At 70.5% G+C, this 25,608-nt stretch carries 20 protein-coding genes and 1 pseudogene; 12 read left to right on the top strand and 9 right to left on the bottom strand.

Annotated features, from left to right (window positions below):
• Window positions 1-276: 276 nt before the first annotated feature.
• The 3 genes from purL to xerD all read right to left on the bottom strand — a co-directional run bounded on the left by purL (window position 277) and on the right by xerD (window position 7,105).
• Entirely contained in the window at window positions 277-4,326 is a 4,050-nt protein-coding gene (gene purL / locus MWN52_RS03110; RefSeq protein ID WP_286576575.1) for a phosphoribosylformylglycinamidine synthase, read from the bottom strand.
• A 235-nt stretch (window positions 4,327-4,561) separates the two neighbouring features.
• Complete coding sequence (locus MWN52_RS03105; RefSeq protein WP_286576574.1) at window positions 4,562-5,389, bottom strand: thioredoxin fold domain-containing protein; 828 nt, start codon at window positions 5,387-5,389, stop codon at window positions 4,562-4,564.
• A 693-nt stretch (window positions 5,390-6,082) separates the two neighbouring features.
• On the bottom strand, window positions 6,083-7,105 hold the full coding sequence (gene xerD, locus MWN52_RS03100) for a site-specific tyrosine recombinase XerD (protein ID WP_286576573.1): 1,023 nt from the start codon (window positions 7,103-7,105) through the stop codon (window positions 6,083-6,085).
• Window positions 7,106-7,201: 96 nt separating this feature from the next.
• On the opposite strand from xerD, the gene MWN52_RS03095 reads away from it, so the two are divergent.
• The gene (locus MWN52_RS03095; RefSeq protein WP_286576572.1) at window positions 7,202-7,708 is read left to right on the top strand and encodes an RDD family protein; all 507 of its coding nucleotides are present in this window, start codon (window positions 7,202-7,204) and stop codon (window positions 7,706-7,708) included.
• A 62-nt stretch (window positions 7,709-7,770) separates the two neighbouring features.
• On the opposite strand, the gene lptG is transcribed toward MWN52_RS03095, so the two are convergent.
• Both lptG and lptF read right to left on the bottom strand, forming a co-directional pair.
• On the bottom strand, window positions 7,771-8,874 hold the full coding sequence (gene lptG / locus MWN52_RS03090) for an LPS export ABC transporter permease LptG (RefSeq protein WP_130515334.1): 1,104 nt from the start codon (window positions 8,872-8,874) through the stop codon (window positions 7,771-7,773).
• Window positions 8,871-9,953 carry an LPS export ABC transporter permease LptF gene (lptF, locus tag MWN52_RS03085; protein ID WP_286576570.1) on the bottom strand — a complete coding sequence of 361 codons (1,083 nt, stop codon included), beginning with the start codon at window positions 9,951-9,953 and terminating at the stop codon, window positions 8,871-8,873. Before lptF ends, lptG begins: the two co-directional genes overlap by 4 nt.
• Before the next feature lie 141 nt (window positions 9,954-10,094).
• Between lptF and MWN52_RS03080 the strand changes: the two genes are divergently transcribed.
• The 4 genes from MWN52_RS03080 (at window position 10,095) to MWN52_RS03065 (ending at window position 16,205) form a co-directional block, all read left to right on the top strand.
• Entirely contained in the window at window positions 10,095-11,588 is a 1,494-nt protein-coding gene (locus MWN52_RS03080; protein ID WP_286576569.1) for a leucyl aminopeptidase, read from the top strand.
• A gap of 117 nt (window positions 11,589-11,705) precedes the next feature.
• Window positions 11,706-12,128: a DNA polymerase III subunit chi gene (locus tag MWN52_RS03075; protein WP_130523125.1), complete on the top strand. Its 423-nt coding sequence runs from the start codon at window positions 11,706-11,708 to the stop codon at window positions 12,126-12,128.
• A 114-nt stretch (window positions 12,129-12,242) separates the two neighbouring features.
• Window positions 12,243-15,071, top strand: a complete 2,829-nt coding sequence (locus MWN52_RS03070) for a valine--tRNA ligase (RefSeq protein ID WP_286576568.1) — start codon at window positions 12,243-12,245, stop codon at window positions 15,069-15,071.
• A gap of 306 nt (window positions 15,072-15,377) precedes the next feature.
• Window positions 15,378-16,205 (top strand): EamA family transporter, encoded by an 828-nt coding sequence (locus MWN52_RS03065; protein WP_286576567.1) that lies wholly within the window; start codon window positions 15,378-15,380, stop codon window positions 16,203-16,205.
• 293 nt (window positions 16,206-16,498) lie between these two features.
• Here MWN52_RS03065 and rimI read toward each other — a convergent pair whose 3' ends face one another.
• The 3 genes from rimI to pssA are packed head-to-tail and all read right to left on the bottom strand — an operon-like array spanning window position 16,499 to window position 18,230.
• Window positions 16,499-16,954 carry a ribosomal protein S18-alanine N-acetyltransferase gene (gene rimI / locus MWN52_RS03060; RefSeq protein ID WP_425479877.1) on the bottom strand — a complete coding sequence of 152 codons (456 nt, stop codon included), beginning with the start codon at window positions 16,952-16,954 and terminating at the stop codon, window positions 16,499-16,501.
• Window positions 16,955-16,998: 44 nt separating this feature from the next.
• Window positions 16,999-17,457, bottom strand: a complete 459-nt coding sequence (locus MWN52_RS03055) for a hypothetical protein (protein ID WP_286576566.1) — start codon at window positions 17,455-17,457, stop codon at window positions 16,999-17,001.
• Window positions 17,454-18,230 (bottom strand): CDP-diacylglycerol--serine O-phosphatidyltransferase, encoded by a 777-nt coding sequence (gene pssA / locus MWN52_RS03050; protein ID WP_286576565.1) that lies wholly within the window; start codon window positions 18,228-18,230, stop codon window positions 17,454-17,456. The genes MWN52_RS03055 and pssA overlap by 4 nt, the downstream gene beginning before the upstream one ends.
• 116 nt (window positions 18,231-18,346) lie before the next feature.
• Here pssA and MWN52_RS03045 point away from each other — a divergent pair, with 116 nt between their 5' ends.
• From MWN52_RS03045 to MWN52_RS03030, 4 genes and pseudogenes are all read left to right on the top strand, one after another.
• Window positions 18,347-18,769: a DUF4124 domain-containing protein gene (locus MWN52_RS03045; RefSeq protein WP_286576564.1), complete on the top strand. Its 423-nt coding sequence runs from the start codon at window positions 18,347-18,349 to the stop codon at window positions 18,767-18,769.
• Window positions 18,770-18,775: 6 nt separating this feature from the next.
• Window positions 18,776-19,006: a DUF4124 domain-containing protein gene (locus MWN52_RS03040; protein WP_286576563.1), complete on the top strand. Its 231-nt coding sequence runs from the start codon at window positions 18,776-18,778 to the stop codon at window positions 19,004-19,006.
• A gap of 98 nt (window positions 19,007-19,104) precedes the next feature.
• Window positions 19,105-20,802: a proline--tRNA ligase gene (locus MWN52_RS03035; RefSeq protein ID WP_286576562.1), complete on the top strand. Its 1,698-nt coding sequence runs from the start codon at window positions 19,105-19,107 to the stop codon at window positions 20,800-20,802.
• Between the two features lie 168 nt (window positions 20,803-20,970).
• Window positions 20,971-21,330: pseudogene (locus tag MWN52_RS03030) on the top strand (H-NS histone family protein); the annotation flags it as partial.
• A gap of 93 nt (window positions 21,331-21,423) precedes the next feature.
• Here the strand turns inward: MWN52_RS03030 and MWN52_RS03025 are convergent.
• The gene (locus MWN52_RS03025) at window positions 21,424-22,662 is read right to left on the bottom strand and encodes a threonine/serine exporter family protein (protein WP_130515310.1); all 1,239 of its coding nucleotides are present in this window, start codon (window positions 22,660-22,662) and stop codon (window positions 21,424-21,426) included.
• Between the two features lie 109 nt (window positions 22,663-22,771).
• Here MWN52_RS03025 and MWN52_RS03020 point away from each other — a divergent pair, with 109 nt between their 5' ends.
• From MWN52_RS03020 to MWN52_RS03010, 3 genes are all read left to right on the top strand, one after another.
• Complete coding sequence (locus MWN52_RS03020) at window positions 22,772-23,665, top strand: DMT family transporter (protein WP_286576560.1); 894 nt, start codon at window positions 22,772-22,774, stop codon at window positions 23,663-23,665.
• Complete coding sequence (locus tag MWN52_RS03015) at window positions 23,662-24,780, top strand: ABC transporter permease (RefSeq protein ID WP_130523117.1); 1,119 nt, start codon at window positions 23,662-23,664, stop codon at window positions 24,778-24,780. Before MWN52_RS03020 ends, MWN52_RS03015 begins: the two co-directional genes overlap by 4 nt.
• Window positions 24,781-24,845: 65 nt before the next feature.
• Entirely contained in the window at window positions 24,846-25,601 is a 756-nt protein-coding gene (locus MWN52_RS03010; RefSeq protein WP_130531012.1) for an ABC transporter ATP-binding protein, read from the top strand.
• The last annotated feature ends 7 nt before the right edge of the window (window positions 25,602-25,608 follow it).

Raw genomic sequence — 25,608 nt, 5'->3', positions numbered from 1 at the left:
TTTAATGGCGGACCGAACGCATGGACTCGCGTCATGCGTCTGGATCGATAGTCCGCGAGTCAATTTCTTGACGTCAAGTGCCGTTCATGCATTGCAACGCCATGCGAAGACGCGGCAAAACAAGCCATTTCAACGACTTCATGCCGAGATGGCCTACGCAAATTGCGACAACGAATATCGCGTAAAGGAACAGAGGTCACATAACGCACGACGCCCATCGCAAGCGATGGGCGTCGATGTGTGCGGCGCAATGTCGGAAGCGTCGAAGACCCGGCGCTAGCCGCACCACACGCGCGCATTGCGGAACATGCGCAGCCACGGCGAGTCGTCGGCCCAGCCGGCCGGCGACCAGCTCAGGTTGACCGTGCGCGGGGTGCGTTCCGGATGTGGCATCAGGATGGTGGCGCGGCCGTCGCTGGTGGTGAGGCCCGTGATGCCCTCGGGCGAACCGTTGGGGTTGGTCGGATAGCGCGTGGCCACCTGGCCATCGCCATCGACATAGCGTAGCGACACGCGCGCGGCGGCCAGGTCCACCGCCGAATCGAACTCGGCGCGGCCCTCGCCATGGGCCACGGCCACCGGAATGCGCGAGCCCGCCATGCCGCGGAAGAACACCGACGGCGATTCCACCACCTCCAGCAGCGCGGTCCGCGCCTCGAACTGCTCGCTGCGGTTGCGCAGGAAGCGCGGCCAGTGCTCGGCGCCGGGAATGATGTCCTTGAGCTGGCTCAGCATCTGGCAGCCGTTGCACACGCCCAGCGAGAAGGTCGCCTCGCGCGCGAAGAACGCGGCGAACTGCGCGCGCAATCCCGGACGTTCCAGGATCGAGGTCGCCCAGCCGCGGCCCGCGCCGAGCACGTCGCCATAGCTGAAGCCGCCGCACGCGGCCAGGCCGGTGAAGCGCTCCAGCGTCACGCGGCCCTCGATCAGATCGCTCATGTGCACGTCGAAGGCGTCGAAGCCGGCACGTTCGAAGGCGTTGGCCATCTCGATCTGGCCGTTGACGCCCTGCTCGCGCAGGATCGCGACTTTCGGCCGCGCCCCGGTGGCGATGAACGGCGCGGCCACGTCCTCGGCCGGATCGAACACCAGCTTGGGCTTCAGGCCCGGCTCGGCGAAGGTGCGCGCGGTGTGGCGCTCCTCGTCGGCGCTCTCGGGGTTGTCGCGCAGGCGCTGCATGGCGTGGGTCACCGACCACCACGCGTCGAACAGCTCCTCCCAGCGCCACTCGGCCAGCGGCTGGCCGGCCTGGGTGACGCGCACACTCGGCGCGGTGGTGGGCTTGGCGATGCGCTGCGCGCATTCGGTCAGCGCATGGCGCTCGACCAGGTCGGCGAAGGCGGCGCGGTCCTCGGCGGCGATCTGCACGATGGCGCCGAGTTCCTCGTTGAACAGCGCGCGAAAGGCGTCCTCGCCCCAGGCATCCAGTGCGATGTCCACGCCCAGACGCGCGGCGAAGGCCATCTCGCACAGCGCGGCGAAGGCACCGCCGTCGCTGCGGTCGTGATAGGCCAGCAGCAGCCCGGCCGCGCGCGCTTCGCGCACCATCTCGAAGAAATTGCGCAGCAGCTCGGGGTTGTCCAGGTCCGGCACGTCGCCGCCGAAGGCCGGCAGCGCCTCGTCGCTGGCGAACACCTGCGCCAGCACCGAACCGCCCAGGCGCTGCTTGCCGCCGCCCAGCCCGATCAGCCACAGCTCGGTGTCCGGCTCGCGCGACAGCAGCGGGGTGAGCTGCGTGCGCGCGTCATCGACCGGCGCGAAGGCGGAGATGACCAGGGAGACGGGCGAAACGCTTTTCAGCGTTTCGCCGGGAATGGGGAATGGAGAATGGGGAGTGGGCGAAGCAGAAGCGTCGGCAACCGCGGCGACCGCCGCTTCCCGATTCCCGACTCCCGATTCCCCATTCCCAGCCGTCCACACCGCCTGCATCGACAGCGAGTCCTTGCCCACCGGGATGCTCAGACCCAGCTGCGGACACAGCTCCATGCCGACCGCGCGCACGGCGTCGAACAGCAGCGCGTCCTCACCGGCGTGGTTGGCCGCGGCCATCCAGTTGGCCGACAGCTTGACGTGCTCCAGCGCCGGCACCGGCGCGGCGCACAGGTTGGTGATCGCCTCGCCCACGGCCATGCGCGCCGAGGCGGCGGCATCCAGCAGCGCCAGGGGCGCGCGTTCGCCGATGGACATCGCCTCGCCGGCGAAGGTGTCGAACCCGGCCAGCGTGATCGCGCAGTCGGCCAGCGGCAGCTGCCAGGGGCCGATCATCTGATCGCGCGCGGTCAGCCCGCCGACGCTGCGGTCGCCGATGGTGACCAGGAAGCTCTTGGACGCCACCGACGGATGCGCCAGCACGCGCAGCCCCGCCTCGCGCAGCTCCAGCCCCTCGGTCTTCAGCTCGGGCCAGCGCGCCGGCGCCGGATGCGCCGTCTCGCGATGCATCTTCGGCGCCTTGCCGAAGAGCACGTCCATCGGCAAGTCGATGGGGTGCGGGGATTGGGGATTGGGGATTGGGGATTGGGCAGAAGCGGAAGCGGCGGCCTGGCCGATCCCGAATCCCGAATCCCGAATCCCACCGCCGAGAACGCCATATCCCACAACGAGCCGCTCCTCCGCAGTCGCCACACCAACCGCGGCAAACGGACAGCGCTCGCGCTCGCAGATCGCGGCGAACTCGGCCAGGCGCGCCTGCGGCACGCCCAGCACATAGCGCTCCTGCGATTCGTTGCACCACAGCTCCAGCGGCGAGAGCGAGGGATCGTCGCTGGGCACCTTGTCCAGGTCGATGATGCCGCCCACGCCCGAGTCGTGCAGCAGTTCGGGGATGGCGTTGGACAGGCCGCCGGCGCCGACGTCGTGGAACCAGCGGATCGGATTGTCCGCGCCCAGCGCCACGCAGCGGTCGATCACTTCCTGGCAGCGGCGCTCCATCTCTGGGTTGTCGCGCTGCACGCTGGCGAAATCCAGGTCCTCGGCGCTGTCGCCGGAGGCGACCGAACTGGCCGCGCCGCCGCCCAGCCCGATCAGCATCGCCGGGCCGCCCAGGACGATCACCGCATCGCCCGGCTGCAGGGTCTTCTTCTCGACCTGGCAGCGGTCGATCGCGCCCAGGCCGCCGGCCAGCATGATCGGCTTGTCGTAGGCGCGGGTCAGGCCCGCGCCTTCGGGCAGCTCGAAGCTGCGGAAGTAGCCCAGCAGGTTGGGCCGGCCGAATTCGTTGTTGAACGCCGCCCCGCCCAGCGGGCCGTCGAGCATGATCTCCAGCGCCGGCGCCATGCGCGGGTTGAGCGCGCGCGGAGCCTCCCACGGCTGCGGCAGCGTGGGGATGCGCAGGTGCGAGACGCTGAAGCCGGTCAGGCCGGCCTTGGGCTTGCCGCCGCGCCCGGTGGCGCCCTCGTCGCGGATCTCGCCGCCGGCGCCGGTCGAGGCGCCGGGGAACGGCGCGATCGCGGTCGGGTGGTTGTGGGTCTCGACCTTGATCTGGAAGGCGCTGGGCAGCACCGCCTCGCTGCGGTACTGACCGCTGGCCGGATCGGGCCGGTAGCGCGCCGCCGGCAGTCCCTCGACCACCGCGGCGTTGTCGCTGTAGGCCGACAGCGTGTACTGCGGGGTCTGCTGGTGGGTGTGCTTGATCATCTTGAACAGCGAGCGCTCCTGGGCGCGGCCGTCGATGGTCCAGCTGGCGTTGAAGATCTTGTGCCGGCAGTGCTCGGAATTGGCCTGCGCGAACATCATCAGCTCGACATCGGACGGGTCGCGCCCCAGCGCCGCGTAGCGCGCGCGCAGGTAGTCGATCTCGTCCTGGGCCAGGGCCAGGCCGAGGCGCGCGTTGGCCGCTTCCAGCGCATCCAGCGGCACCCGCGCCAGCGCGCCGCGCGGCGGCGCCTCGAACAGCGCACCGGCCTGCTCGACGCCGGCCAGCAGCGACTGGGTCATCGGATCGTGCAGCAGCTTGTCCAGCGCCGCGCGGGCGGCCGCATCGTCCGGCCAGCCGGCCAGGTCCACGCGGGTGCCGCGCTCGACCCGGTGCACGGCGATGCCGGCGCCGCGCAGCAGTTCGGTGGCCTTGCTCGACCAGGGCGAGCGCGTGCCCAGGCGCGGCACGACCAGGCGGCTGGTGGCCCCGTCCTCGCGCGCGGCCGGCGTGTCGCCGGCCTGCAGGATGCGGCGCAGCGCCTCCAGGTCCGGCGCGGTGCCCGGCTGCGGATCGATGAAATAGACCTGCCAGGTGTCCAGGAGACGGACCTGGGGGGCGACGGACTGCAGGCGGGATTCGAGCCGCGCGCGGCGGAACTGCGACAAGGCCGGCTGGCCTTCGAGGACGATCATGTCCGGGAACCGTGGGAGCCGTGGAGCGGGGCCGCCCATTGTACCGGCGGCGGGCGCCGCCATGGCGGCGCGAAGCTTTCCCGGAAGAGCCTCATCGCCGCCGTGGCGCCCCCACCTGTAGAGCGGAGCTTGCTCCGCTGCTTTTCGGCCGGATCATGGGAACGCCCCAGCGGAGCAAGCTCCGCTCTACAAACAGGCGGCTGCTGGATTCGAGCAGGCCGTTGCTCCCACGCCTTTACGGCATGCCGGCGCTCTTGGCCTTGGCGGCGTCGGCGGCCGCCAGCTTGTCCAGCGCCGCACGCATCTCGGCCGGCGGCAGGTAGCCGCCGATCTGGTTGCCGTCCGGGGCGAACACGGCCGGGGTGCCGTTGACCCCCAGGCGCTGGCCGACGTTGTATTCCATGTTCACCGGGTTGTTGCAGTCGCGCGCGGCGACCTGGCCGCTGGCCTTGGCCTCGGTCAGGGCCTTGCGGCGATCGGCCGCGCACCAGACCGAGATCATGTCCTTGTGGTCCTGGCTGCCCAGGCCCATGCGCGGCCAGGCCAGGTATTCCACCGCGATCCCCTGCTTGTTGTAGTCGGCGATCTGGCTGTGCAGCTTGCGGCAGTAGCCGCACTCGATGTCGGTGAACACGCTGACGGTGTACTTGGGATTGGCCGGCGCGAACACGATGCGGTCGGCCTGCTTGACCGACTTGAGCAGGTTCTGGCGGTACTGGGCCAGCGCGTCGCTGCCCTGCATCAGGTCCTTGCGCTGGGCCACGTCGATCACGTTGCCCTGGACCAGGTACTTGCCGTCGTCGCTGATGTAGACCAGCTGGCCGGCGGCGATCACCTCGCGGAAGCCCGGCAGGGGCGCCTTGCCGATGTAGTCCACGTCGACCTGGGGATTGAGCTGCTTGAGCGCGGCGCGGACCCGGGCTTCGACCGGGTCGTTGCCGGCCGGCGCGGCCGCAGTGGTGGCGGTGGCGGGCTTGGCGGTATCGGCGGCGGACTGCGGCGACTTGGCGCAGGCGGTCAGGCTCAGGCCGGTCAGCAGGACGAGGGGGACAAGACGGCGCATCGTGGGACTTCCTGGTTCGGGGCCGGCGGCCGCGGGCGGCGCTCGGCGCGGGGCCCCGCCAGGCGGGGCATCGGACCGGATTCTCGCACAGGCCGGCTGAAGGGCTTGGCCAGCGGCGCGCCGCCCCAGGAGCGGCATGCCCCGCTGTGCTCGGTGGGGAGCCGGCATGCCGGCGAGGGGCTTTCCCGGCAAGGCCGCATCTCCGCCATTGGCCGAAAATGCCACAAGGGCGGCTCCCACCTTGTAGAGCGGAGCTTGCTCCGCTAGGGCCTTTCCCACGAACCGAACGAAGAGCAGCGGAGCGAGCTCCGCTCTACAAACGAGCGGCCGCTAGCGTTGAGGAGACAGTTGCTCCCACCTGTAGAGCGGAGCTTGCTCCGCTGGGGCCTTCCCCACGAACCGAACGAAGAGCAGCGGAGCGAGATCCGCTCTACAGACGAGCGGCCGCTAGCGTTGAGGAGACAGTTGCTCCCACCTGTAGAGCGGAGCTTGCTCCGCTGGGGCCTTCCCCACGAACCGAACGAAGAGCAGCGGAGCGAGCTCCGCTCTACAAACGGGCGGCCGCTAGCGTTGAGGAGACAGTTGCTCTCACAGCAGCGCGCCGATGGCGCCGGCTGCGCCATGCGACCCTGAATGGCGCAGTTGGGTCGCGCGATGACGCCCCGCCCGCCCGAGCGAGCCCTAGCTGGGCGCTCACCCCCTCGGGTGATGCTTCGCATGCAGCTGCTGCAGATGCTGGCGGGCGACCAGGGTGTAGATCTGGGTGGTGGACAGCGAGCTGTGGCCCAGCATCAGCTGCAGCGAGCGCAGGTCGGCGCCGCGGTTGAGCAGGTGGGTGGCGAAGCTGTGGCGCAGGCCGTGCGGGCTGACCCTGGCGGCGTCGATCCCGGCCAGGACCGCGTAGCGCTTCACCAGCCCCCAGAACGCCTGCCGGCTCAGCGGCTGGCCGGCCGCGTCGATGAACAGCGGCGTGCGCCCGTCGCCCCGCGCCGCGCCGCGCTTGCCCGCCAGCTGCGCGCGCGCGCCGTCGAGATAGCGCTGCAGCCAGTGCTGGGATTCCTCGCCCAGCGGCACCATCCGCTCCTTGCTGCCCTTGCCCAGCACGCGCAGCGCGCCCTGGCGCAGGTTGACGCCGGCGTCGGCCAGGCCGACCAGCTCGCTCACGCGCAAGCCGCAGGCGTACATCAGCTCCAGCATCGCGCGATCGCGCAGGCCCAGCGGGGTGTCCACGTCGGGCGCGGCCAGCAGTGCGTCGATCTGGCTCTCCGACAGCGCCTTGGGCAGGGCGCGCGGCAGCTTGGGCGGATCGAGCAGCGCGGTCGGGTCGTCCGCGCGTTCGCCGCGACGCACCAGCTGGCCGTAGAAGGCCCGCAGGCACGAGAGCAGGCGCGCGTTGCTGCGCGGCGAATAGCCCTGGCGCGTGCGCCAGGCCAGGTAGTCGAAGATCAGGGCACGATCGGCACTCGCCAGCACATTGTCCGTGGCGGCCATCCCTGGCCGGGCGCTCGCTGGCGCGCGAGCCGGTGGCTCGCCGGCGCGCCAGCTCGCCCAGCGGGCGAAGCCCTGCAGATCGCGCCGGTAGCTGTCCAGGGTGGCGCGGGCCAGGCCGCCTTCGGCCCAGATGGCGTCGAGGAAACGGTCGATCTGGCGCTGGTCGGCATCGCCGCAGGGCGGCAGCTCGGCCACGCGCTGGCGGCGTTCGGCGGGGGTACTCATGCCGGCAAGGGTAGCGCCTGCCATCGAGGCAGCGGACCCGGCCGCCAAGGGACACGGCGGTGCGCGCCGGCCCGGGCGCGCTCTATGCTGGCGGCCATGTCCGCCGAACCCGACGCCGCCCCGCTCGCCCTGCCCGCGCCCCGCCGCGCCTATGTCGGCCGGCGGCTGCTGGCGCTGTTCTACGACGCCTGGCCGGCGCTGGCGCTGTGGTTCGCGGTGTCCGCGGCCTTCACCGCCGGCTACACCTATCTGGGCCACCACGCCGCACGGCAGAACATCGCCCCGTTCAGCACCCTGCAGTGGCTGCTGTGGCTGTGCTGCTGGCTGGTGACCGGCCTGTACGCCACGCTGAGCTGGCGCCGCGGCGGCCAGACCCTGGGCATGCGCCCGTGGAAGATCGCGGTGGCCGGCGTGTCCGCCGCGCGTCCGTCCTGGGGCGCGCTGTGGCTGCGCTACAGCGTGGGCAGCCTGTCGCTGCTGTGCGGCGGCCTGGGCTTCTGGTGGGCCTGGATCGACCGCGAGCGCCTGACCTGGCACGACCGCGCCAGCGGCACGCGCGTGGCGAGATTGGGCGTGAGCGGTGAAGCGAGGAGTGAGGAGTGAGGAGTGAGGAGTGAGCAAGCGCGAGGAAGGCGCGGCGCGCCGCCTTCGCTCACTCCTGCCGTCTAGCTGCTTCTGCGCTTGAACAGCCAGTACGAGATCACCAGCATCAGCACCGGCGTGGCGGTATACGCCAGGCGGTAATCCAGGCGCAGCGCGGTGCCCATGCGGCCGAACAGCAGCTGCAGCAGCCAGAACGCCAGCGCGAACATAATGCCCAGGAACAGGCGCTTGCCCATGCCGCCGCTGCGCAGGCTGCCGAAGGCGAACGGGATCGCCGCCAGGCACAGCGCCAGCACGTTGATCGGATAGAACCAGCGGCCCCAGTAGACCTCTTCGTAGTCGCGCGCATCCAGGCTGTTGCGGGTCCGGTAGTCGATGCTGCGCGACAGGTCGGCGGCGGACATGTAGCGCGGCTGCCCCAGCGTGGCCGCCAGCGCGGCCGGATCGAGCTTGGAGGGCCAGTTCTCCTGCGGCAGCTTGTCCTGCTGCACCGAGCGCGGCGCGAACGTGGTGCGCGTGACGTTCCTCAGCAGCCAGCTGTCGGTGACGTGCACCGCGTTGGCCGCGTGGGTGATCGAAGCCAGGCGGCCGTCGGCGTCGAGCTGATACAGGCGCACGTCCTGCAGCTGCAGCTGCGAATTGCCGTCGGCGCCGGCCACCAGGTCGCCGGACTGGGCGTTGAGGAAGGTATCGCCCTCGCGCGCCCATAGCCCGGCGTACATGCCGCGCGCCACGTTGCCGAACTTGGCCGCCGCCTTGAGGTTGTCGGCCTGGGTCTGGCCCCAGGCGCCGGCGGTCTCCATGCACAGCACCATGCCGGCGGTGAGGATCGCCAGGGTCACCGCCACCGACAGGCTCAGCCGGCGCCGCGACAGGCCCAGCGCGCGCAGCGCGGTCAGCTCGGAGCTGGCGGCCAGCTGGCCCAGGCCCATCAGCGCGCCGATCACCGCGGCGGTCGGGAACAGCGTGTAGGCCCGGCGCGGCACCGTGTACAGGGTGAACACGATCGCGTGGGTGAAGGTGAAGTTGCCGCGCCCGACGTCGCGCAGCTGGCCGGAGATGCCGTTGGTCACGTCCAGGCCGAGCAGCACCGCCCAGACCAGCAGCACGGTGCCCAGCACCACCTTGCCCACGTACAGGTCGTGGATGCGCGGGGTGAACCTCATGCGCGCGCTCCCTTCGGGCGGGCGAGCCGGCCGTCACGCAGATAGGCCCAGACGCCCAGCGCCAGCAGCGGCAGGCTCAGCCACCACAGGCCCAGCGCGCCGGGCAGCTTGCCGTTGGCCAGCCACTGGCTGCCGTTGATCATCATCAGGAAGGCCACCAGATAGCCGAGGAAGCCCAGCATCACCCGTCCGTAGCGCGACTGGCGCGGCGCGCTGCGCGCCAGCGGCAGGGTCAGCAGGGCGAAGGCCAGGCACAGCAGCGGCGGGGTGATGCGGGTCTGCAGCTGGGCGTTGGCCTCCGGTCGGGCATCGCCGAGCAGCTGGCTGGTCGGCAGCAGCTCGGGATCGTCCTGGGTCTTCTTGTCGCTGCCGTCGGGCAGGGCGACCTCGTTGCTGGCATAGCGCATCATGCGGTAGTCCTTGCCGTCGCCGGCCGGGCCTTCCACGCGGTAGCCGTCCTCCAGCTTGAGGAAGCGCGAGGTCTCGCCCTCGAAGTACATGTGCCCGGTCTTGGCGGTGACCACGTCCAGCCGGTCGCCCTGCTGGCGCTGCATGAACACCTTGGACAGGCGCGTGCCGTCGCCGGACATGCCGTTGACGTAGACCACCCCGCCGTTGCTGAGCACGGTGAACTGGCCCGGCTCCAGCCCGGCCAGGATCAGCGAGCGGTTGGCGTTGTCGATCATCGCCTGGCTGGTGCGCAGCGACAGCGGGCCGGCCCACAGCGACACCGTGGCCACGATCGCCACGATCGGCACCACCAGCAGCAGCAGCGGGCGCAGCAGGCGCCGCGGGCCCACGCCGATCGAGGTCAGCACCGCCATTTCCGAGTCGCGGTACAGGCGGGCGATGGCCAGCATCAGGCCCAGCATCAGCGCCAGGGACAGGATCAGAGGCAGAAACTGCACCGTGGCCAGCCCCAGCTGGGACAGCAGCAGCCCGGCCGGCAGCTTGCCGTTGGCCACATCGCCCAGCACGTCGACCAGCAGGCCGCCCATGCTCACGATCAGCAGCACCATCAGCGCGGCCAGGAAGCTCTGGGTGAACTCGGAGAACAGGTAGCGGTCCAGCTTCGGCATCGGATGGGGTTGCCTTACAATTGCAGGTTCGAATGCCGGTGCGCGCACGCGCGGACCGAGTCGGCGCCGGGGCATCCAGCATCGCGGCGGCCGGCGATTGTACGTAACTGCTGGTGAAACCGACTCGACGGAAATTGCGCAATGGCCCTGGAATTCACCCTGAACCACGACACGCCCACCACCGCCGCAGTGGATTGCGTGGTCGTGGGCGTCTATGCGGACAAGACCCTGAGCCCGTCGGCGGCCGCCATCGACGCCGCCAGCCAGGGCCGCCTGGCCGCGCTGGCCCAGCGCGGCGACGCCCCGGGCCGCAGCGGCAAGATCACCGCTCTCTACGACCTGCCCGGCGTGAAGGCCCCGCGCGTGCTGCTGGTCGGCCTGGGCGAGCCGGCCAAGTTCAACGTGCCGACCTACCTGAAGGCGCTGACCGAGGCCGCCCGCGCGCTCAAGGACGGCCCGTCCGCCTCGGCCCTGGTGACCTTGACCGAGCTGGAGGTCCCCGGCCGCGACGCCGCCTGGGCGATCCGCCAGGCCGTGGCCGCCACCGAGCACGCGACCTACCGCTACACCGCCACGCTGGGCAAGAAGAAGCCCGACCCGCAGGCGCTGGCCCAGGTCGCCTTCCTCGGCAGCGACGCCGCCGCGCTGGCCCAGGGCATCGCCATCGCCAACGGCGTGAAGTTCACCCGCGAGCTGGGCAACCTGCCGCCGAACGTCTGCACCCCGGCCTACCTGGCCCAGCAGGCGCAGGACTTCGCCGCCCAGCATGGCGGCGCCCAGGCCGAGATCCTGGACGATGCGGCGATGGAGGCCCTGGGCATGGGCTCGCTGCTGGCCGTGGCCCGCGGCTCGGCCAACCGCCCGCGCCTGATCGTGCTCAAGTGGAACGGCGCGGACGATGCGTCGGCCAAGCCCTACGTGCTGGTCGGCAAGGGCATCACCTTCGACACCGGCGGCGTCAACCTGAAGACCCAGGGCGGCATCGAGGAGATGAAGTACGACATGTGCGGCGGCGCCACGGTGCTGGGCACGTTCGTGGCGGCGGTCGGCCTGAAGCTGCCGCTGAACCTGGTCGTGGTGGTGCCGGCTGTGGAGAACGCCATCGATGGCAACGCCTATCGTCCCTCGGACGTCATCACCTCCATGTCCGGGCGCACCATCGAGGTCGGCAACACCGACGCCGAAGGCCGCCTGATCCTGTGCGACGCGCTGACCTACGCCGAGCGCTTCAAGCCCGAGGCCTTGGTCGACGTGGCCACGCTCACCGGCGCCTGCATGGTCGCGCTGGGCCGCCATGCCGCTGGCCTGATGAGCAAGCACGACGACCTGAGCGAGGAACTGCTCAGCGCCGGCGAGCACGTCTACGACCGCGCCTGGCGCCTGCCGCTGTGGGACGAGTACCAGTCCCAGCTCGAGTCCACCTTCGCCGACGTCTACAACATCGGCGGCCGCTGGGGCGGTGCGATCACCGCCGGCTGCTTCCTGGCGCGCTTCACCGAAGGCCAGCGCTGGGCCCACCTGGACATCGCCGGCGTGGCCAACGACGAGGGCAAGCGCGGCATGGCCACCGGCCGCCCGGTGAACCTGCTGGCGCAGTGGCTGCTGGACCGCGCCTTTGGCACGGCCGGGAATTGAGAAACGGGAATCGGGAATGGTGAGACGCCCGAGTCCCGATCCGTCGCCGATGCGCGGCCACCTTGCCGCGCACCGCTCCTTCGATTGCCGATTCCCCACTCCCCATTCCCAGCCCCCATGCGCGCCGACTTCTACCTGATCGCCAAGCCGCGCTTCCTCGAGGCGCCGCTGAACCTGGTCTGCGAACTGGCCAAGCGCGCCTACGCCTCCAACCAGCCCACGCTGATCCTGGCGCGCGACGCCGCCCAGGCCGAGGAGCTGGACGAGCTGCTGTGGGCCTTCGAGGACGATGCCTACGTGCCGCACCAGATCGCCGGCACCGACGAGGACGACGACATCACCCCGGTGCTGATCGCCGCGCCGGAGCTGGACGCCGCGCCGCGCCCGCTGGTGATCAACCTGCGCGACGCCGCCTATGCCGGCGCCTGCGAGCGCGTGCTGGAGGTCGTCCCGGCCGACCCGGCCGCGCGCGAGCCGCTGCGCGAACGCTGGCGCCAGTACCAGGCGCGCGGGTTCGCGCTCAACAAGCACGACATGTGATGAAACCCGGAGTCGGGATGGAGCATCGAGGATCCTGATCCCGCTTCACCGATCGCGGCCGACGCCGCCCCGCGCCTTGTCGATTCCCCATTCCCGATTGCCGATGTCCCGCCTATGACCACCCTCGCCTCCAGCTACGATCCGAAAGCCTTCGAAGCGCGTCTGTATGCGCAGTGGGAAGCCGACGGCGCGTTCAAGCCCTCCGGCACCGGCACGCCGTACACCATCCTGCTGCCGCCGCCCAATGTCACCGGCACGCTGCACATGGGCCATGCGTTCCAGCAGACGCTGATGGATGCGCTGATGCGCTATCACCGCATGCGCGGCTTCGATGCGCTGTGGCAGGTGGGCACCGACCACGCCGGCATCGCCACCGAGATGGTGGTCAGCCGCAACCTGGCGCTGGAGGGCAAGGGCGAAACGCGCGATTCGCTGGGCCGCGAGGGCTTCATCGCCAAGGTCTGGGAATGGAAGCAGCAGTCCGGCGACACCATCGAGCGCCAGATGCGCCGGCTCGGCACCTCGGCCGACTGGTCGCGCAGCACCTTCACCATGGACCCGCAGCCCTCGGCGGCGGTGACCGAGGCCTTCGTGCGCTGGTACGAACAGGGCCTGATCTACCGCGGCCAGCGCCTGGTCAACTGGGACCCGGTGCTGAAGACGGCGATCTCCGACCTGGAGGTGGAGAACGTCGAGGAAGACGGCTTTTTGTGGTCGATCCGCTATCCGCTGGCCGATGGCGCCACCTATGAGCACGTCGAGGTGGACGCCGACGGCCAGGAGACCCTGCGCGAGTTCCGCGACTACCTGGTGGTGGCCACCACGCGCCCGGAGACCATGCTCGGCGACACGGCGGTGATGATCCATCCGGAGGATCCGCGCTACGCCGGGCTGATCGGCAAGGCGGTGGCGCTGCCGCTGAGTCAGCGCACGATCCCGGTGATCGGCGACGACTATGTGGATCGCGACTTCGGCACCGGCGTGGTCAAGGTGACCCCGGCGCACGACTTCAACGACTACCAGGTCGGCGTGCGCCACGACCTGCCGATGATCAACCTGTTCACGCCCACCGCCGCGCTCAACGAGAACGCGCCGCACAAGTACCAGGGCCTGGACCGCTACGCCGCGCGCAAGGCGGTGCTGGCCGACCTGGAGGCGCTCGGCCTGCTGGTGGAGACCAAGCCGCACAAGCTGCAGGTGCCGCGCGGCGACCGCACCGGCCAGGTGATCGAGCCCTACCTGACCGACCAGTGGTTCGTGAAGATGGACGGGCTGGCCAAGCGCGGCCTGGATCTGGTCGAATCCGGCCAGATCCGCTTCGTCCCGCCGAACTGGATCAACACCTACCGCCACTGGATGGAGAACATCCAGGACTGGTGCATCAGCCGCCAGCTGTGGTGGGGCCATCGCATCCCGGCCTGGTTCGACGCGGCCGGCAAGTACTACGTGGGCCGCGACGAGGCGCAGGTGCGCGCCGAGCACGGCCTGGCCGACGAGGTGGTGCTGACCCAGGACAGCGACGTGCTGGAGACCTGGTTCTCCTCGCAGCTGTGGCCGTTCTCCACGCTGGGCTGGCCGCAAGCGCAGGCGATGGAGCAGCGCGGCTTCGATCGCTACCTGCCCTCGGACGTGCTGGTCACGGGCTTCGACATCATCTTCTTCTGGGTGGCGCGCATGGTCATGGCCACCGACAGCTTCACCGGCAAGATTCCGTTCCGCGATGTCTACATGACCGGCCTGATCCGCGACGCGCAGGGCCAGAAGATGTCCAAGTCCAAGGGCAACGTGCTCGACCCGCTGGACATCATCGACGGCATCGCGCTGGAGGATCTGGTCGCCAAGCGCACCAGCGGGCTGATGCAGCCGCGCCTGGCCGAGAAGATCGAGAAGGCCACGCGCAAGGAGTTCCCCGACGGCATCGCCGCCCACGGCGCCGACGCGCTGCGCTTCACCATCGCCGCGCTGGCCACGCACGGGCGCGACATCAAGTTCGACCTGGGCCGCGCCGAGGGCTACAAGAACTTCTGCAACAAGCTGTGGAACGCCACGCGCTTCGTGCTGATGAACACCGAGGGCGCGCGGTTCGCCGGCGCGCCGCAGCCGGTCACCGACGCGGAAAAGTGGATCCTGGCCGGCCTGGCGCGCGTGTCCGGCGAGGCCGCCGAGCACTTCGCCAGCTATCGCTTCGACCTGCTGGCGCAGTGCCTGTACGAGTTCGCCTGGAACCAGTTCTGCGACTGGTTCGTCGAGCTGGCCAAGCCTGCGCTGAGCGGCGCGGCCGACGCGGCCGCCGCCGACAGCACCCGCCACACCCTGCTCTATGTGCTCGAGCAGCTGCTGCGCCTGCTGCATCCCCTGGCGCCGTTCGTCACCGAGGAGCTGTGGCAGCAGGTCGCCCCGCGTGTGGGCGTGGCCGGCCGCAGCATCTCCCTGCAGGCCTACCCCACCGCGCAGGCACTGGACGCGACCGGCTACGCCGGCGCCGAGGCCGACGTGGAATGGCTCAAGGCCATCATCAGCGCCCTGCGCCGCGTGCGCAGCGAACTGCAGGTCGCCCCGGGCAAGAGCGTGCGCCTGCTGCTGCAGGCCGGCGACGCGCAGGACCGTGCGCGCGTGGCGCGCTTCGACTCGCAGCTGCGCTTCCTGCTCAGGCTCGAGGCGATCGACTGGCTGGACGGCGGCGATGCGCCGGCCTCGGCCGCCGCGGTGGTGGGCGAGCTGCGCCTGCTGGTGCCGCTGGAGGGCCTGGTCGACCTGGACGCCGAGCGCGCGCGCCTGGACAAGGAGATCGCCCGGGTCGCCGGCGAGCGCGAGAAGAGCGAGGCCAAGCTGGCCAAGTTCAGCGACAAGGTGCCGGTGGCGGTGGTCGAACAGGAGCGCGTGCGCCTGGCCGACTGGACCGCGCAGCTGACGGCCCTGCGGGAGCAGCGCGCCAAGCTGTAATCCTGCGGTGGCGCCTTGCGGGAGCTTGGTGCGAGCCTGCCGATCGCTTGAAGCGGGCCTGCTAGTTGCTTGAGGTGAGCCTGCTAGCTGCTTGAGGTGAGCCTGCAGATGCTTGATGCGGGCCTGCTGATTGCTTGATGCAAGGCTGCTGACCGCTCGAGGTGAGCCTGCTGATAGCTCGAGGTGAGGCTGGTGATAGCTTGGTAGGAGCCGGCATGCCGGCGATGGGGCTTTCCCGGTAAAGCCTCATCGCCGGCATGCCGGCTCCCACCCAGCCTCACTCCCATCCCCGCTTCAGGCCTGCCCATGCCACTAAGCGTCTTCTGCCTGGTGCTGTTCGCCGCGCTGATGCACGCGAGCTGGAACGCGCTCGTCAAGGGCGCGCCGGACAAGCTGCTGACCACGGTGCTGGTGTCCGGCTTCGCCGCACTGATCGCGGCCTGCACCCTGCCCTTCCTGCCCGCGCCGGCCGCGGCGAGCTGGCCGTTCCTGGCGGTCTCGCCCCTGCTGCAGGCGCTGTACTTCGCCCTGGTGGCGCGCTGCTACCACGTGGCCGACATGAGCCAGGCCTATCCGCTGATGCGCGGCGCCGCGCCGCTGCTGGTGGCCGTCGTCGGCGTGCTGTGGCTGGGCGAACACCTGGCACCGCTCGCCTGGCTGGGCATCGTCGTGGTGTGTGCCGGCGTGCTGGCGATGGCGCTGGGCAGTGGTCGCCTGCACCACGCCGCCCTGCCCCTGCTCAATGCCGCGGTGATCGCCGGCTACACGCTGCTGGATGCCGCCGGCGCGCGCCGTTCCGGCCATCCCCTGAGCTATACGCTGTGGCTGTTCGCGATGACCGCCCTGCCGCTGCTGGCCTGGGCGCTGCTGGCGCGGCGCGCGGCCTTCCTCGCCTACCTGCGCGGCAACGCCGCGCGCGGCCTGGCGGGCGGCGTGGGCACGCTGCTGTCCTACAGCCTGGCGCTGTGGGCGATGACCCGCGCGCCGGTCGCGCTGGTGGCGGCCCTGCGCGAAAGCGCGATCGTGTTCGGCCTGGGCATCTCGGTGCTGCTGCTCAAGGAGCGGCCACCACGGGCGCGTTCGCTCGCTGCGGGGGTGATCGCCCTGGGTGTGGCGGTGCTGCGGCTGGCTTGAGCAAGCCGGCATGGCATCAAGGATTTTGTGGGAGCAACGGCCCCTCAGATCGAGTCGCAGCCGACTTGTAGAGCGGAGCTTGTGGCAATCCCCTCTTGGGGGCTCCGCTGAGGCTTCCCAACGATCCGGCCGAAACGCAGCGGAGCAAGCTCCGCTCTACAGGCGGGGCCGCCCTTGTGGCCTTTTTGTCCAATGGCGGCGACGGGGCTTTACCGGTAGAGCCTCATCGCCGCCATGGCGGCTCCCACGAAGTATTTCTGCTTTCGATCAGCCGCACGACACGAGGCAGCGCCCTACAGCGGCGGCATACGGTCGATCTCGCCGTCGATCAGTTCGATCGCCATGACGATGGCGTCCTCGCGCCCGTCCTTGGCCGGGTAGTAGCGCGGGCGGCGGCCGATCTCGTTGAAGCCTTCGCTGTGGTACAGCGCGATGGCATGCGGATTGGACGGGCGCACCTCGAGGAACACCCGCTCGGCACGGCGCTCGCGCGCGCCCTGCACCAGCGCGCGCAGCAGCTGGCGGCCCAGGCCGCGGCCCTGGCGCTCGGGCGCCACGCAGACATTGAGGATGTGCGCCTCGTCGGCGGCCAGGCTGATCACGCCGTAGCCGATCGTCAGCCCGTGTTCGACCAGCAGCCAGGCCGGATAGCCGGCCAGCAGACAGTCGCGGAAGATGCCGCGCGTCCACGGAAAGGGATAGGCGCGCTGCTCGATCGCCATGACCGCGTCCAGGTCCGCCTCGCGCATCGGCCGCAGGCTGGCGGCACCGCCGGCGTCGGACTGGACCGCGCTCACGGCAGGCGCTTGCGGCGCAGCGCGCGCAGCTGCGGCCACAGCGCCCGCTTGGCCGCCGCGTTGCCGCGCAGGCTCGCGCTGTCGGGCCAGGCGGCCATGATCGCCGCGGCCTCGGGCGTATTGGGGTTCAGACCGGAGGCGCGCAGCAGCTCGATCCGCAGGCGGTCCGGCAGCAGCGAGCCGCGCGGCGGCGCACGGCGTGGCGCGACCGGCGCGCTGTCGGTGGCTGCGGCAGGCGGCGGACGGCGCGGCGGCGCGGAGGGCGCGGGCGGCGGGGCTGCTTCGCGCGCGGGCTGCGCCGGCGGCGCGGGCGGCCGGTGCACGGGCGCGGCCGGCGCGTCCAAGGCCGGCGCTTCCGCAGCGGCCAGCTGGCCCGGCACCCACACGGTGTGGCCGAGCGCACGCAGCCAGGCGTGCTGCTCGCCGGTCCACAGCGGGCTGCCGGCTTCGCTCACGCCGCCGGCTCCCGGCGCCCCCGGCGCTGCAGGGCCCACATCACCGGGCCGGACAGCGCGTACAGCACGCCGATCACGCACAGCGTGCGCGGCAGGTCGATCACCAGCACCGCGATCACCACCGGCACCAGCACCACCAGCAGGAAAGGGATGCGGTCGGCCTTGGCGCCGCCCTTGCCGCTGCCCTTGAAGCTCCAGAAGCGGATGCGGCTGACCATCAGCAGCGCCGCCACGATGGTTACGCCCAGCGCGACATAGCGCAGCTGCTCGCCGGTCCATTCCAGCTTGCCGTCGGCGAAGGCCCAGACGAAGGACATCATCAGCCCAGCCGCCGCCGGGCTGGCCAGGCCGACGAACCAGCGCTTGTCCACCGTGCCGACCTGGGTGTTGAACCGCGCCAGGCGCAGCGCCGCGCAGGCCGCGTAGAGGAAGGCCACCGCCCAGCCGACCCGGCCGATGATCTCCCCGTCCAGCTTCAGCGCCGACAGCGACCAGTGGTACATCACCAGGGCCGGGGCCATGCCGAAGCTGACCAGATCGGCCAGCGAGTCGTACTGCACGCCGAACTCGCTGCTGGTGCCGGTCAGGCGGGCCACGCGGCCGTCCACGCCGTCCATCAGCGCGGCGACGAAGACCGCGATCGCGGCGGACACGAATTCGCCATTGGACGCGGCGATGATCGCGTAGAAGCCGGAAAACAGCCCGGCGGTGGTGAACAGGTTCGGCAGCAGATACATGCCGCGCGCACGGGTGGGCTGGGGAAGCGGGTCCATTCCCACAGTTTAGCGTTGCCGGCGGCCCTCACGCCGTCATGCCGGCGCTTGCCAGTGCGGGCCCGGGGTGCTGCAATCGCCGCCATTCCGCCCGCTGTGCCATCCCGGAGCCTGCCATGCGCCTGTCCACCTGCCTGATCCTGTCGGCCCTGCTGGCGGCGCCGCTGGCCAACGCCCAGAGCATGTACCAGTGGAAGGACGCCCAGGGCGTGACCCACTACTCCGACGTGCCGCCGCCCAAGAGCAATCTGCAGGGCCGGCAGATCAACCCGGCCGACGCGATGGCGCGCGGCGAGGCCACGGCCGGCGCCAAGGAGGCCCCGGCCGAAAACGCGCAGTGCACGACCGCGCGCCTGAACCAGCGCATCCTGTCCAACAACGCCCCGGTGCGCCAGGCCGGCGCCGACGGCAAGCCGGGCGCGCTGCTGACCGACAGCGAGCGCGCCAGCCAGCGCGAGCTGGCCGAAGCGGCGGTCAAGGCCTACTGCACGCCGAGCGCCGCCAAGGCCGAGGGCAGCACCCGGCCGCCGGGCGCCTGAGCGACGATGCGGGTCGTCTGGGCGGTCCTGGCGCTGCTGCTGCTCGGCGGCGGCCTGGCCTGGTGGTTCGGCCACCCGGCGCGTCACGTCACCCAGGCCGCGCAGGCGCAGGGCCAGCCGCGGCCTTCGCTGTACCGCTGGCACGACGCCGACGGCGTGCTGCACATCACCGACCGCCCGCCCCCGGCCGGCACCGCCTACGAGCGCATCCCGCTGGACCGCGACAGCGCCCGCTAGGGCCTGTCCTCCATCCCCGGGCCGGTCGCGCCCAGCCGACCGGCGCGCGTGGCGCGCAGCTGGCAAAATGGCGGCTTTCCGCCAGCGATACCTCCACGATGCGCCTGTCGCAGTTCCACCTCCGCACCACCAAGGAAACCCCCAACGACGCCGAGCTGGTCAGCCACCAGCTGATGCTGCGCGCCGGCATGATCCGCAAGCTGGCCTCGGGCCTGTACACCTGGTCGCCGCTGGGCCTGCGCGTGCTGCGCAAGGTCGAGGCGATCGTGCGCGAGGAAATGAACCGCGCCGGCGCGATCGAGCTGCTGATGCCGACCATCCAGCCGCGCGAGCTGTGGGAGGAGTCCGGGCGCTGGGCCAAGTTCGGCCCGCAGCTGCTGAAGATCAAGGATCGCAAGGAGCAGGAGTTCTGCTACGCGCCCACCGCCGAGGAAGTGATCACCGACTTCGCGCGCAACGAGCTGTCCAGCTACAAGCAGCTGCCGGTGAACTTCTACCAGATCCAGACCAAGTTCCGCGACGAGATCCGGCCGCGCTTCGGCGTGATGCGCTCGCGCGAGTTCCTGATGAAGGATGCGTACTCCTTCCATCTGCACGCCGATGATCTGGTGCGCGAGTACCGCAACATGCATGCGGCCTATACGCGCATCTTCACCCGGCTGGGGCTGGAGTTCCGCGCGGTGCTGGCCGACTCCGGCGCCATCGGCGGCGATGCCTCGCAGGAATTCCACGTGCTGGCCGGCTCGGGCGAGGACGCGCTGGCCTTCTCCACCGCCTCGGATTACGCGGCCAACGTCGAGGCCGCCATCGCGGCCGAGCCCGCGCCGCGCCCGGCGCCCGGCGAAGCCCTGCGCCGCGTCGAGACGCCCACGCAGAAGACCTGCGAAGACGTGGCCGCGCTGCTGGGCATCGCGCTGCAGCGCACGGTCAAGTCGATCGCCACCATGAGCGAGGACGGCTTCGTGCTGGCGCTGGTGCGCGGCGACCACGAGGTCAACGAGATCAAGCTGGGCAAGGTCGCCGGCATGGCCGGCTACCGCATGGCCACCGAGGCCGAGATCCTGGAGCACCTCGGCAGCCAGCCCGGCTTCCTCGGACCCGTAAAGCCGGCCAAGGCCATCCGCGTGATCGCCGACCGCGAGGTCGCGGCGCTGGCCGACTTCGTCGTCGGCGCCAACGAGGCCGGCTTCCACATCGCCGGGGTCAACTGGGGCCGCGACCTGCCCGAGCCCGACGCGGTGGCCGACATCCGCAACGTGGTCGAAGGCGACCTGGCCGCCGACGGCGGGCAGATCAAGCTCGCGCGCGGCATCGAGGTCGGCCACATCTTCCAGCTCGGCAAGCAGTACGCCCAGGCCCTGGGCGCCACCGTGCTGGACGAGACCGGCAAGGCCGCGGTGATGTCGATGGGCTGCTACGGCATCGGCGTCTCGCGCATCGTGGCCGCGGCGATCGAGCAGAACCACGACGCCAACGGCATCATCTGGCCGAGCGCGATGGCGCCGTGGCAGGTGGCCGTGTGCATGATCAACCCGAAGGGCGATGCGGCGGTGAGCGAGGCGGCGCAATCGCTGCTGGGCGAGCTGCAGGCGGCCGGCCTGGATGCGGTGCTCGACGACCGCGGCCTGCGCCCGGGCGCGATGTTCGCCGACATCGAGCTGATCGGCATTCCGCATCGGGTGGTGGTGTCCGAACGCGGCGTGGCCGCCGGCACCTTCGAGTACCGCGCGCGCCGCGCCGAGGCGGCCGAGAACCTGGACAAGGCCGCCCTGTTCGAGCGCCTGCGCGCGGGCTGATCGGCGCGGGAATCTCCCGCCTTGGAATCGACAAAGCCGGCGCATGCCGGCTTTGTCATATTGGCGAATAATAAAAAACATTTGTCATCGATAACCCGATTGGATTAGGATCGGTCCGCTTTCGCCAAGGATGGGCATGGTTATCCCTTCCCTTTCCGGAGTTATTCGATGTCGATTGATCTGTCCGGCCTGTCGGCCAAAGAACTGGCCTCGCTGATTACCCAGGCCCAGAAACGCCAGACCGTGATCTCCAAGCGCACGCCCATCACCAAGGTCCGTGCCCGCATTCTGAAGTTCGCCAAGGCCGAGGGTTACACCATCGAGGAACTGTTCGGCGGCGGCAGCGCCGCGCCGACCCGCGGCAAGGCCGCCAAGAAATCCCCGACCGCCGGCCGCAAGCTGGGCAAGGTCGCGCCGAAGTACCGGAACCCGGCCAACAGCAAGGAAACCTGGACCGGTCGCGGCAAGCAGCCGCGCTGGCTGGCCGCGCTGGTCGCCAGCGGCAAGAAGGTCGAGGATTTCCTGATCAAGTCCGGCAAGAAATAATCCGGCTCTCCTCGCACAAACAAAAACGCCGGCATTGCCGGCGTTTTTGTTTTCACGCGCAATCAAATCGAAGTGCTAGAGCGCCTTGCGCGCCGAGATCAGCAGGTTGCCGAACAGCAGGCCGGCCACCAGCGCCATCAGGATCTGCAGCACCACCAGCAGGGTCGAATCCGGACTATTGGCCCCGCTGGCCAGATTCATCAGCACGCGCAGGCTGGCGCTGCCCGGCACCAGCATGATGATGCCGGGCAGCCGGATCAGCGCACCGGGCCGGTTGTAATAACGCGCGAATGCATTGCCCAGCGCCGTCATCACCAGCGCCGACAGGAACAGGCCGACCTCGCTGCCCCAGGCCTTGCCGGCGTAACGCGAAATCAGATATCCGCAGATCGCCGCCCCCATCGCCCAGGGGTAATCGCGCCGATGCGCCTTGAACAGCACCGCGAAGGCGAAGGCGCTGATCACCAGCGCGCCCCATTCCACCCAGTCCGGCTGCGGCCGCAGCGCGCGCACCTCCGGGTACAGGCCAAGCAGCTGGGCCAGGGTGACGGCGATGATGCTGCCCACGGCCAGCTTGATCACCGTGGTGACCGCGCCGGCGAAGCGCGCCGTGCCCGACACCCAGTGCTGGCTGGTGAGCTCGTTGAAGGCGTTGGTCAGGCTCATGCCGGGCAGCAGCACGACCAGCGCGGTGATGATCACCGAGTTGAGGTTGAGCGGGCCGACCAGATTGGAGATCAGGATGGCCACCAGGCCGGCCACCAGCGAGGCGATGGCATCGCTGGCCTCGCGCAGCTGCGGGCGACGGTCGGTCAGCTGCGAGAGCACGCCGATCAGCAGGCCGATCAGCGTGGCGGTGGCGATGTCCAGCCACGGCAGCCGCCACAGCCCGGCCACGCCGCCGGCGGCCAGCCCGTAGGCCAGGATCTGCATCAGGCGGAAACCGCGCGTGGGCAGCTGGTCCAGCGCGCGCAGCGCGGCATGGCCCTCGGCCAGGCTCATCTGCCCGCCGGCCACCGCGTCGGCGATGCGGTCGGCTTCGCTGAGCTTGTAGAGATCGTTCTCGCCCGGGGCCAGGCGGATCACGCGGGTCGTGTCGCTGGCCCCCAGCGCGCGCTTGGGATCGCTGAAGCTCAGGATCATGCCGGTCGGGTTGGACCAGGGCTCGCAGTCCAGCCCCAGCTGCGCCGACAGGGCCAGGATGCTGCCCTCCAGGCGCTGGGCGGTGGTGCCGTAGCGATGCAGCCGCGCGGCGATCTCGCAGACAAAGGCGATGCGCTGGGCGTAGGTGGCGGGCGCGGGGGGACGGGACATCGACACGGCTTCGGGAGTTGACGCCTAGTGTAGGCGGGGGCGCGCGTTCTCCTACACTGATGGGCTGCTCTTTTCACGACCGCGTGCCCATGCCGCTCCCCTGCTCCCCATGAACATCGGCCTGGGCGAAGCCATGGCGCTGGGCAGCGCGGCGACCTGGGCGTTCGGGGTGATCCTGGCCCGCCAGCTGGGCCGCACCCTGCCGCCGCCGACGCTGAACCTGTTCAAGAACGGCCTGGTGCTGCTGGCGCTGACCCCGCTGGCGCTGGTCTCCACCCATGGCCAGCTGCCCAGCCTGAGCGCCGGCGCGCTGCTGCTGACGCTGGTCAGCGGGATCATGGGCATCGCCGTGGCCGACACGCTGTACTTCCGCGCGCTCAACGAGCTCGGCGCGGGACGCATGGGCGTGGTCGGCAACCTCTACAGCCCGCTGGTGCTGCTGATGGGCTATGCCTTCCTGGGCGAGCGGCTGGGCCCGTGGCAGTGGCTGGGTTTCGCGCTGGTGGCCGGCGGCGTGCTGCTGATCGCGCGGCCCACGGGCATCTGGCAGGCCCGGCCAGCGCATGCGCTGCGCGGGGTGCTGATCGGCGCGACCTCGATCGCGCTGATGGCGGTGTCGATCGTGATGCTCAAGCGCGTGCTGGAGGCGCATGCGCTGCTGTGGATCACCCTGCTGCGCCTGCTCGGCGCGGTGGCCGGCCTGCTGGCGCTGGCGGCGTGGCCGCGCACGCGCGCGCATTTCCGCTTCGACCCCGGACCGGTGCCGTGGGGCCGGCTGGTGCTGGCCGCGCTGTGCGGACAGGGTCTGTCGATGGTGCTGTGGCTGGGCGGCTACAAGTACGCGCCGGCGGCGGTGGCGGCGATCCTCAACGAGTCGGCCTCTGTCTTTCTGGTCATCCTGGGCGCGCTGTGGCTGCGCGAACCGCTGGGCCGCCGGGCCCTGGTGGGCGTGACCCTGACCTTCACCGGCATAGCCTGTATGCTCGCGGCCAGACCGCCATGACCACGCCCGCCCCGACACAGCCCGAGGTCCGCATCGACCCGGCCGAGCCCACGCGGGCCCGGTTGCTGGGCAACTGGACGCTGGCCTGCGCCCTGGATGTGGGCCGCCAGCTCACCGCCATCCCCGAGGACGCGCAGACGCTGGACGCCACCGGGGTGTCGCGGCTGGATTCGGCCGGCGTGCTGGCGCTGCTGCGCTACGCCAGCCGCAACAAGCTGCCGCTGGAGAACCTGCTGTTCCGCCAGGATCACCAGGCGCTGGTGTCCAGCATCGAGGACGTGGTCGACGACCGGCCCCGCAAGAAGCGCGACTACGGCTTCCTGGCCGCGCTGGCGCGCCTGGGCTACCAGGTCCAGCAGAACGGCCGGGCGATCATGGCCTTGGTCAGCTTCACCGGCGAGAACCTGGTCAAGCTGATGCGCATCGTGCACGAGCCGCACCGCCTGCGCCTGACCTCCACCGTGCACCACATGGAGCAGGTCGGCCTGGACGCGGTGCCGCTGGTGGCGCTGCTGTCCTATCTGGTCGGCGCGGTGATCGCCTTCCTGGGCTCGACGATCCTGCGCGACTTCGGCGCGCAGATCTATGTGGTCGAGCTGGTCTCGATCGCCACCCTGCGCGAGCTGGCGCCGCTGATGACCGCCATCGTGGTGGCCGGCCGCACCGCCAGCTCGTTCACCGCCCAGATCGGCGCGATGAAGAGCCGCGAGGAGGTCGATGCGATCCGCACGCTGGGCCTGGACCCGATCGACCTGCTGGTGATCCCGCGCCTGCTCGCGCTGCTGTTCACCCTGCCGCTGCTGACCTTCGTGGCGATGATGGCTGGCCTGGCCGGCGGCGTGACGGTCGGCGCCTTCGATCTCAACATCCCGCCGCAGATGTATCTGGCACGCCTGCACGACACGATCGAACTGCGGCACATGCTGGTCGGCCTGGTGAAGGTGCCGGTGTTCGCCATGGTGATCGGCCTGATCGGCTGCCTGGAAGGCCTGCAGGTGCAGGGCACGGCGCAGTCGGTGGGCGAGCGCACCACCTCCAGCGTGGTGCAGACGATTTCGCTGGTGATCGTGATCGACGCCTTCGCCGCGCTGTGGTTCATGCAGGTGGGCTGGTGAACGCGCTCGCCGCCACGCCCGCGCCTGACGATGCACAGCAGGACGGACAGGACCAGACCGACGCGGTGATCCGCGTGCGCGGGCTGGTCAACCGCTTCGGCGCGCAGACCGTGCACGACGGGCTGGACCTGACCGTGCGGCGCGGCGAGATCATCGGCATCGTCGGCGGCTCGGGCACCGGCAAGTCGGTGCTGATGCGCAGCATCCTGGGGCTGCAGATCCCCGAGGCCGGCCAGATCGAGGTGCTGGGCGAAGACGCGCGCCACGGCGGCCGCGCCGCGCGCCAGCGCATCGAGCGCAATACGGGGGTGCTGTTCCAGGACGGCGCGCTGTTCTCCTCGCTGACCGTGGGCGAGAACGTGCAGGTGCCGCTGAAGGAGCACCACCCCGAGCTGCCCGAGACCTTCCGCTACGAACTGGCCCTGCTGAAGGTGAAGCTGGCCGGCCTGCCGGCCGACACGGTCAACAAGCTGCCCTCGCAGCTGTCCGGCGGCATGCGCAAGCGCGCCGGCATCGCCCGCGCGTTGGCGCTGGACCCGCCGCTGCTGTTTCTGGACGAGCCCACCGCCGGGCTGGACCCGATCGGTGCGGCCGCGTTCGACACGCTGATCAAGACCCTGCAGGAAGCGCTGGGCCTGACCGTGTTCATCATCACCCACGACCTGGACACCCTGTACGCTATCTGCGACCGCGTGGCGGTGCTGGCGGACAAGCAGGTGGTGGTCAACGCGCCGCTGTCCGAGGTCGAGCAGTTCGATCACCCGTGGGTGCAGGAATACTTCCACGGGCCACGGGCCCGGGCCGCGCGCGATGCGCGTTAACGACTAG

It is taken from the genome of Pseudoxanthomonas winnipegensis (assembly GCF_030322905.1).
Classification (GTDB): domain Bacteria; phylum Pseudomonadota; class Gammaproteobacteria; order Xanthomonadales; family Xanthomonadaceae; genus Pseudoxanthomonas_A; species Pseudoxanthomonas_A winnipegensis.
The sequence above is the reverse complement of the archived record's forward strand: the minus strand, read 5'-3'. Positions and strand labels throughout refer to the sequence as shown.

Coding starts and splice junctions, on each gene's coding strand:
- purL (WP_286576575.1), bottom strand. CDS start 4,326: ATGATCGTCCTCGAAGGCCAGCCGGCCTTGTCGCAGTTCCGCCGCGCG.
- MWN52_RS03105 (WP_286576574.1), bottom strand. CDS start 5,389: ATGCGCCGTCTTGTCCCCCTCGTCCTGCTGACCGGCCTGAGCCTGACC.
- xerD (WP_286576573.1), bottom strand. CDS start 7,105: ATGAGTACCCCCGCCGAACGCCGCCAGCGCGTGGCCGAGCTGCCGCCC.
- MWN52_RS03095 (WP_286576572.1), top strand. CDS start 7,202: ATGTCCGCCGAACCCGACGCCGCCCCGCTCGCCCTGCCCGCGCCCCGC.
- lptG (WP_130515334.1), bottom strand. CDS start 8,874: ATGAGGTTCACCCCGCGCATCCACGACCTGTACGTGGGCAAGGTGGTG.
- lptF (WP_286576570.1), bottom strand. CDS start 9,953: ATGCCGAAGCTGGACCGCTACCTGTTCTCCGAGTTCACCCAGAGCTTC.
- MWN52_RS03080 (WP_286576569.1), top strand. CDS start 10,095: ATGGCCCTGGAATTCACCCTGAACCACGACACGCCCACCACCGCCGCA.
- MWN52_RS03075 (WP_130523125.1), top strand. CDS start 11,706: ATGCGCGCCGACTTCTACCTGATCGCCAAGCCGCGCTTCCTCGAGGCG.
- MWN52_RS03070 (WP_286576568.1), top strand. CDS start 12,243: ATGACCACCCTCGCCTCCAGCTACGATCCGAAAGCCTTCGAAGCGCGT.
- MWN52_RS03065 (WP_286576567.1), top strand. CDS start 15,378: ATGCCACTAAGCGTCTTCTGCCTGGTGCTGTTCGCCGCGCTGATGCAC.
- rimI (WP_425479877.1), bottom strand. CDS start 16,954: ATGCGCGAGGCGGACCTGGACGCGGTCATGGCGATCGAGCAGCGCGCC.
- pssA (WP_286576565.1), bottom strand. CDS start 18,230: ATGGACCCGCTTCCCCAGCCCACCCGTGCGCGCGGCATGTATCTGCTG.
- MWN52_RS03045 (WP_286576564.1), top strand. CDS start 18,347: ATGCGCCTGTCCACCTGCCTGATCCTGTCGGCCCTGCTGGCGGCGCCG.
- MWN52_RS03040 (WP_286576563.1), top strand. CDS start 18,776: ATGCGGGTCGTCTGGGCGGTCCTGGCGCTGCTGCTGCTCGGCGGCGGC.
- MWN52_RS03035 (WP_286576562.1), top strand. CDS start 19,105: ATGCGCCTGTCGCAGTTCCACCTCCGCACCACCAAGGAAACCCCCAAC.
- MWN52_RS03025 (WP_130515310.1), bottom strand. CDS start 22,662: ATGTCCCGTCCCCCCGCGCCCGCCACCTACGCCCAGCGCATCGCCTTT.
- MWN52_RS03020 (WP_286576560.1), top strand. CDS start 22,772: ATGAACATCGGCCTGGGCGAAGCCATGGCGCTGGGCAGCGCGGCGACC.
- MWN52_RS03015 (WP_130523117.1), top strand. CDS start 23,662: ATGACCACGCCCGCCCCGACACAGCCCGAGGTCCGCATCGACCCGGCC.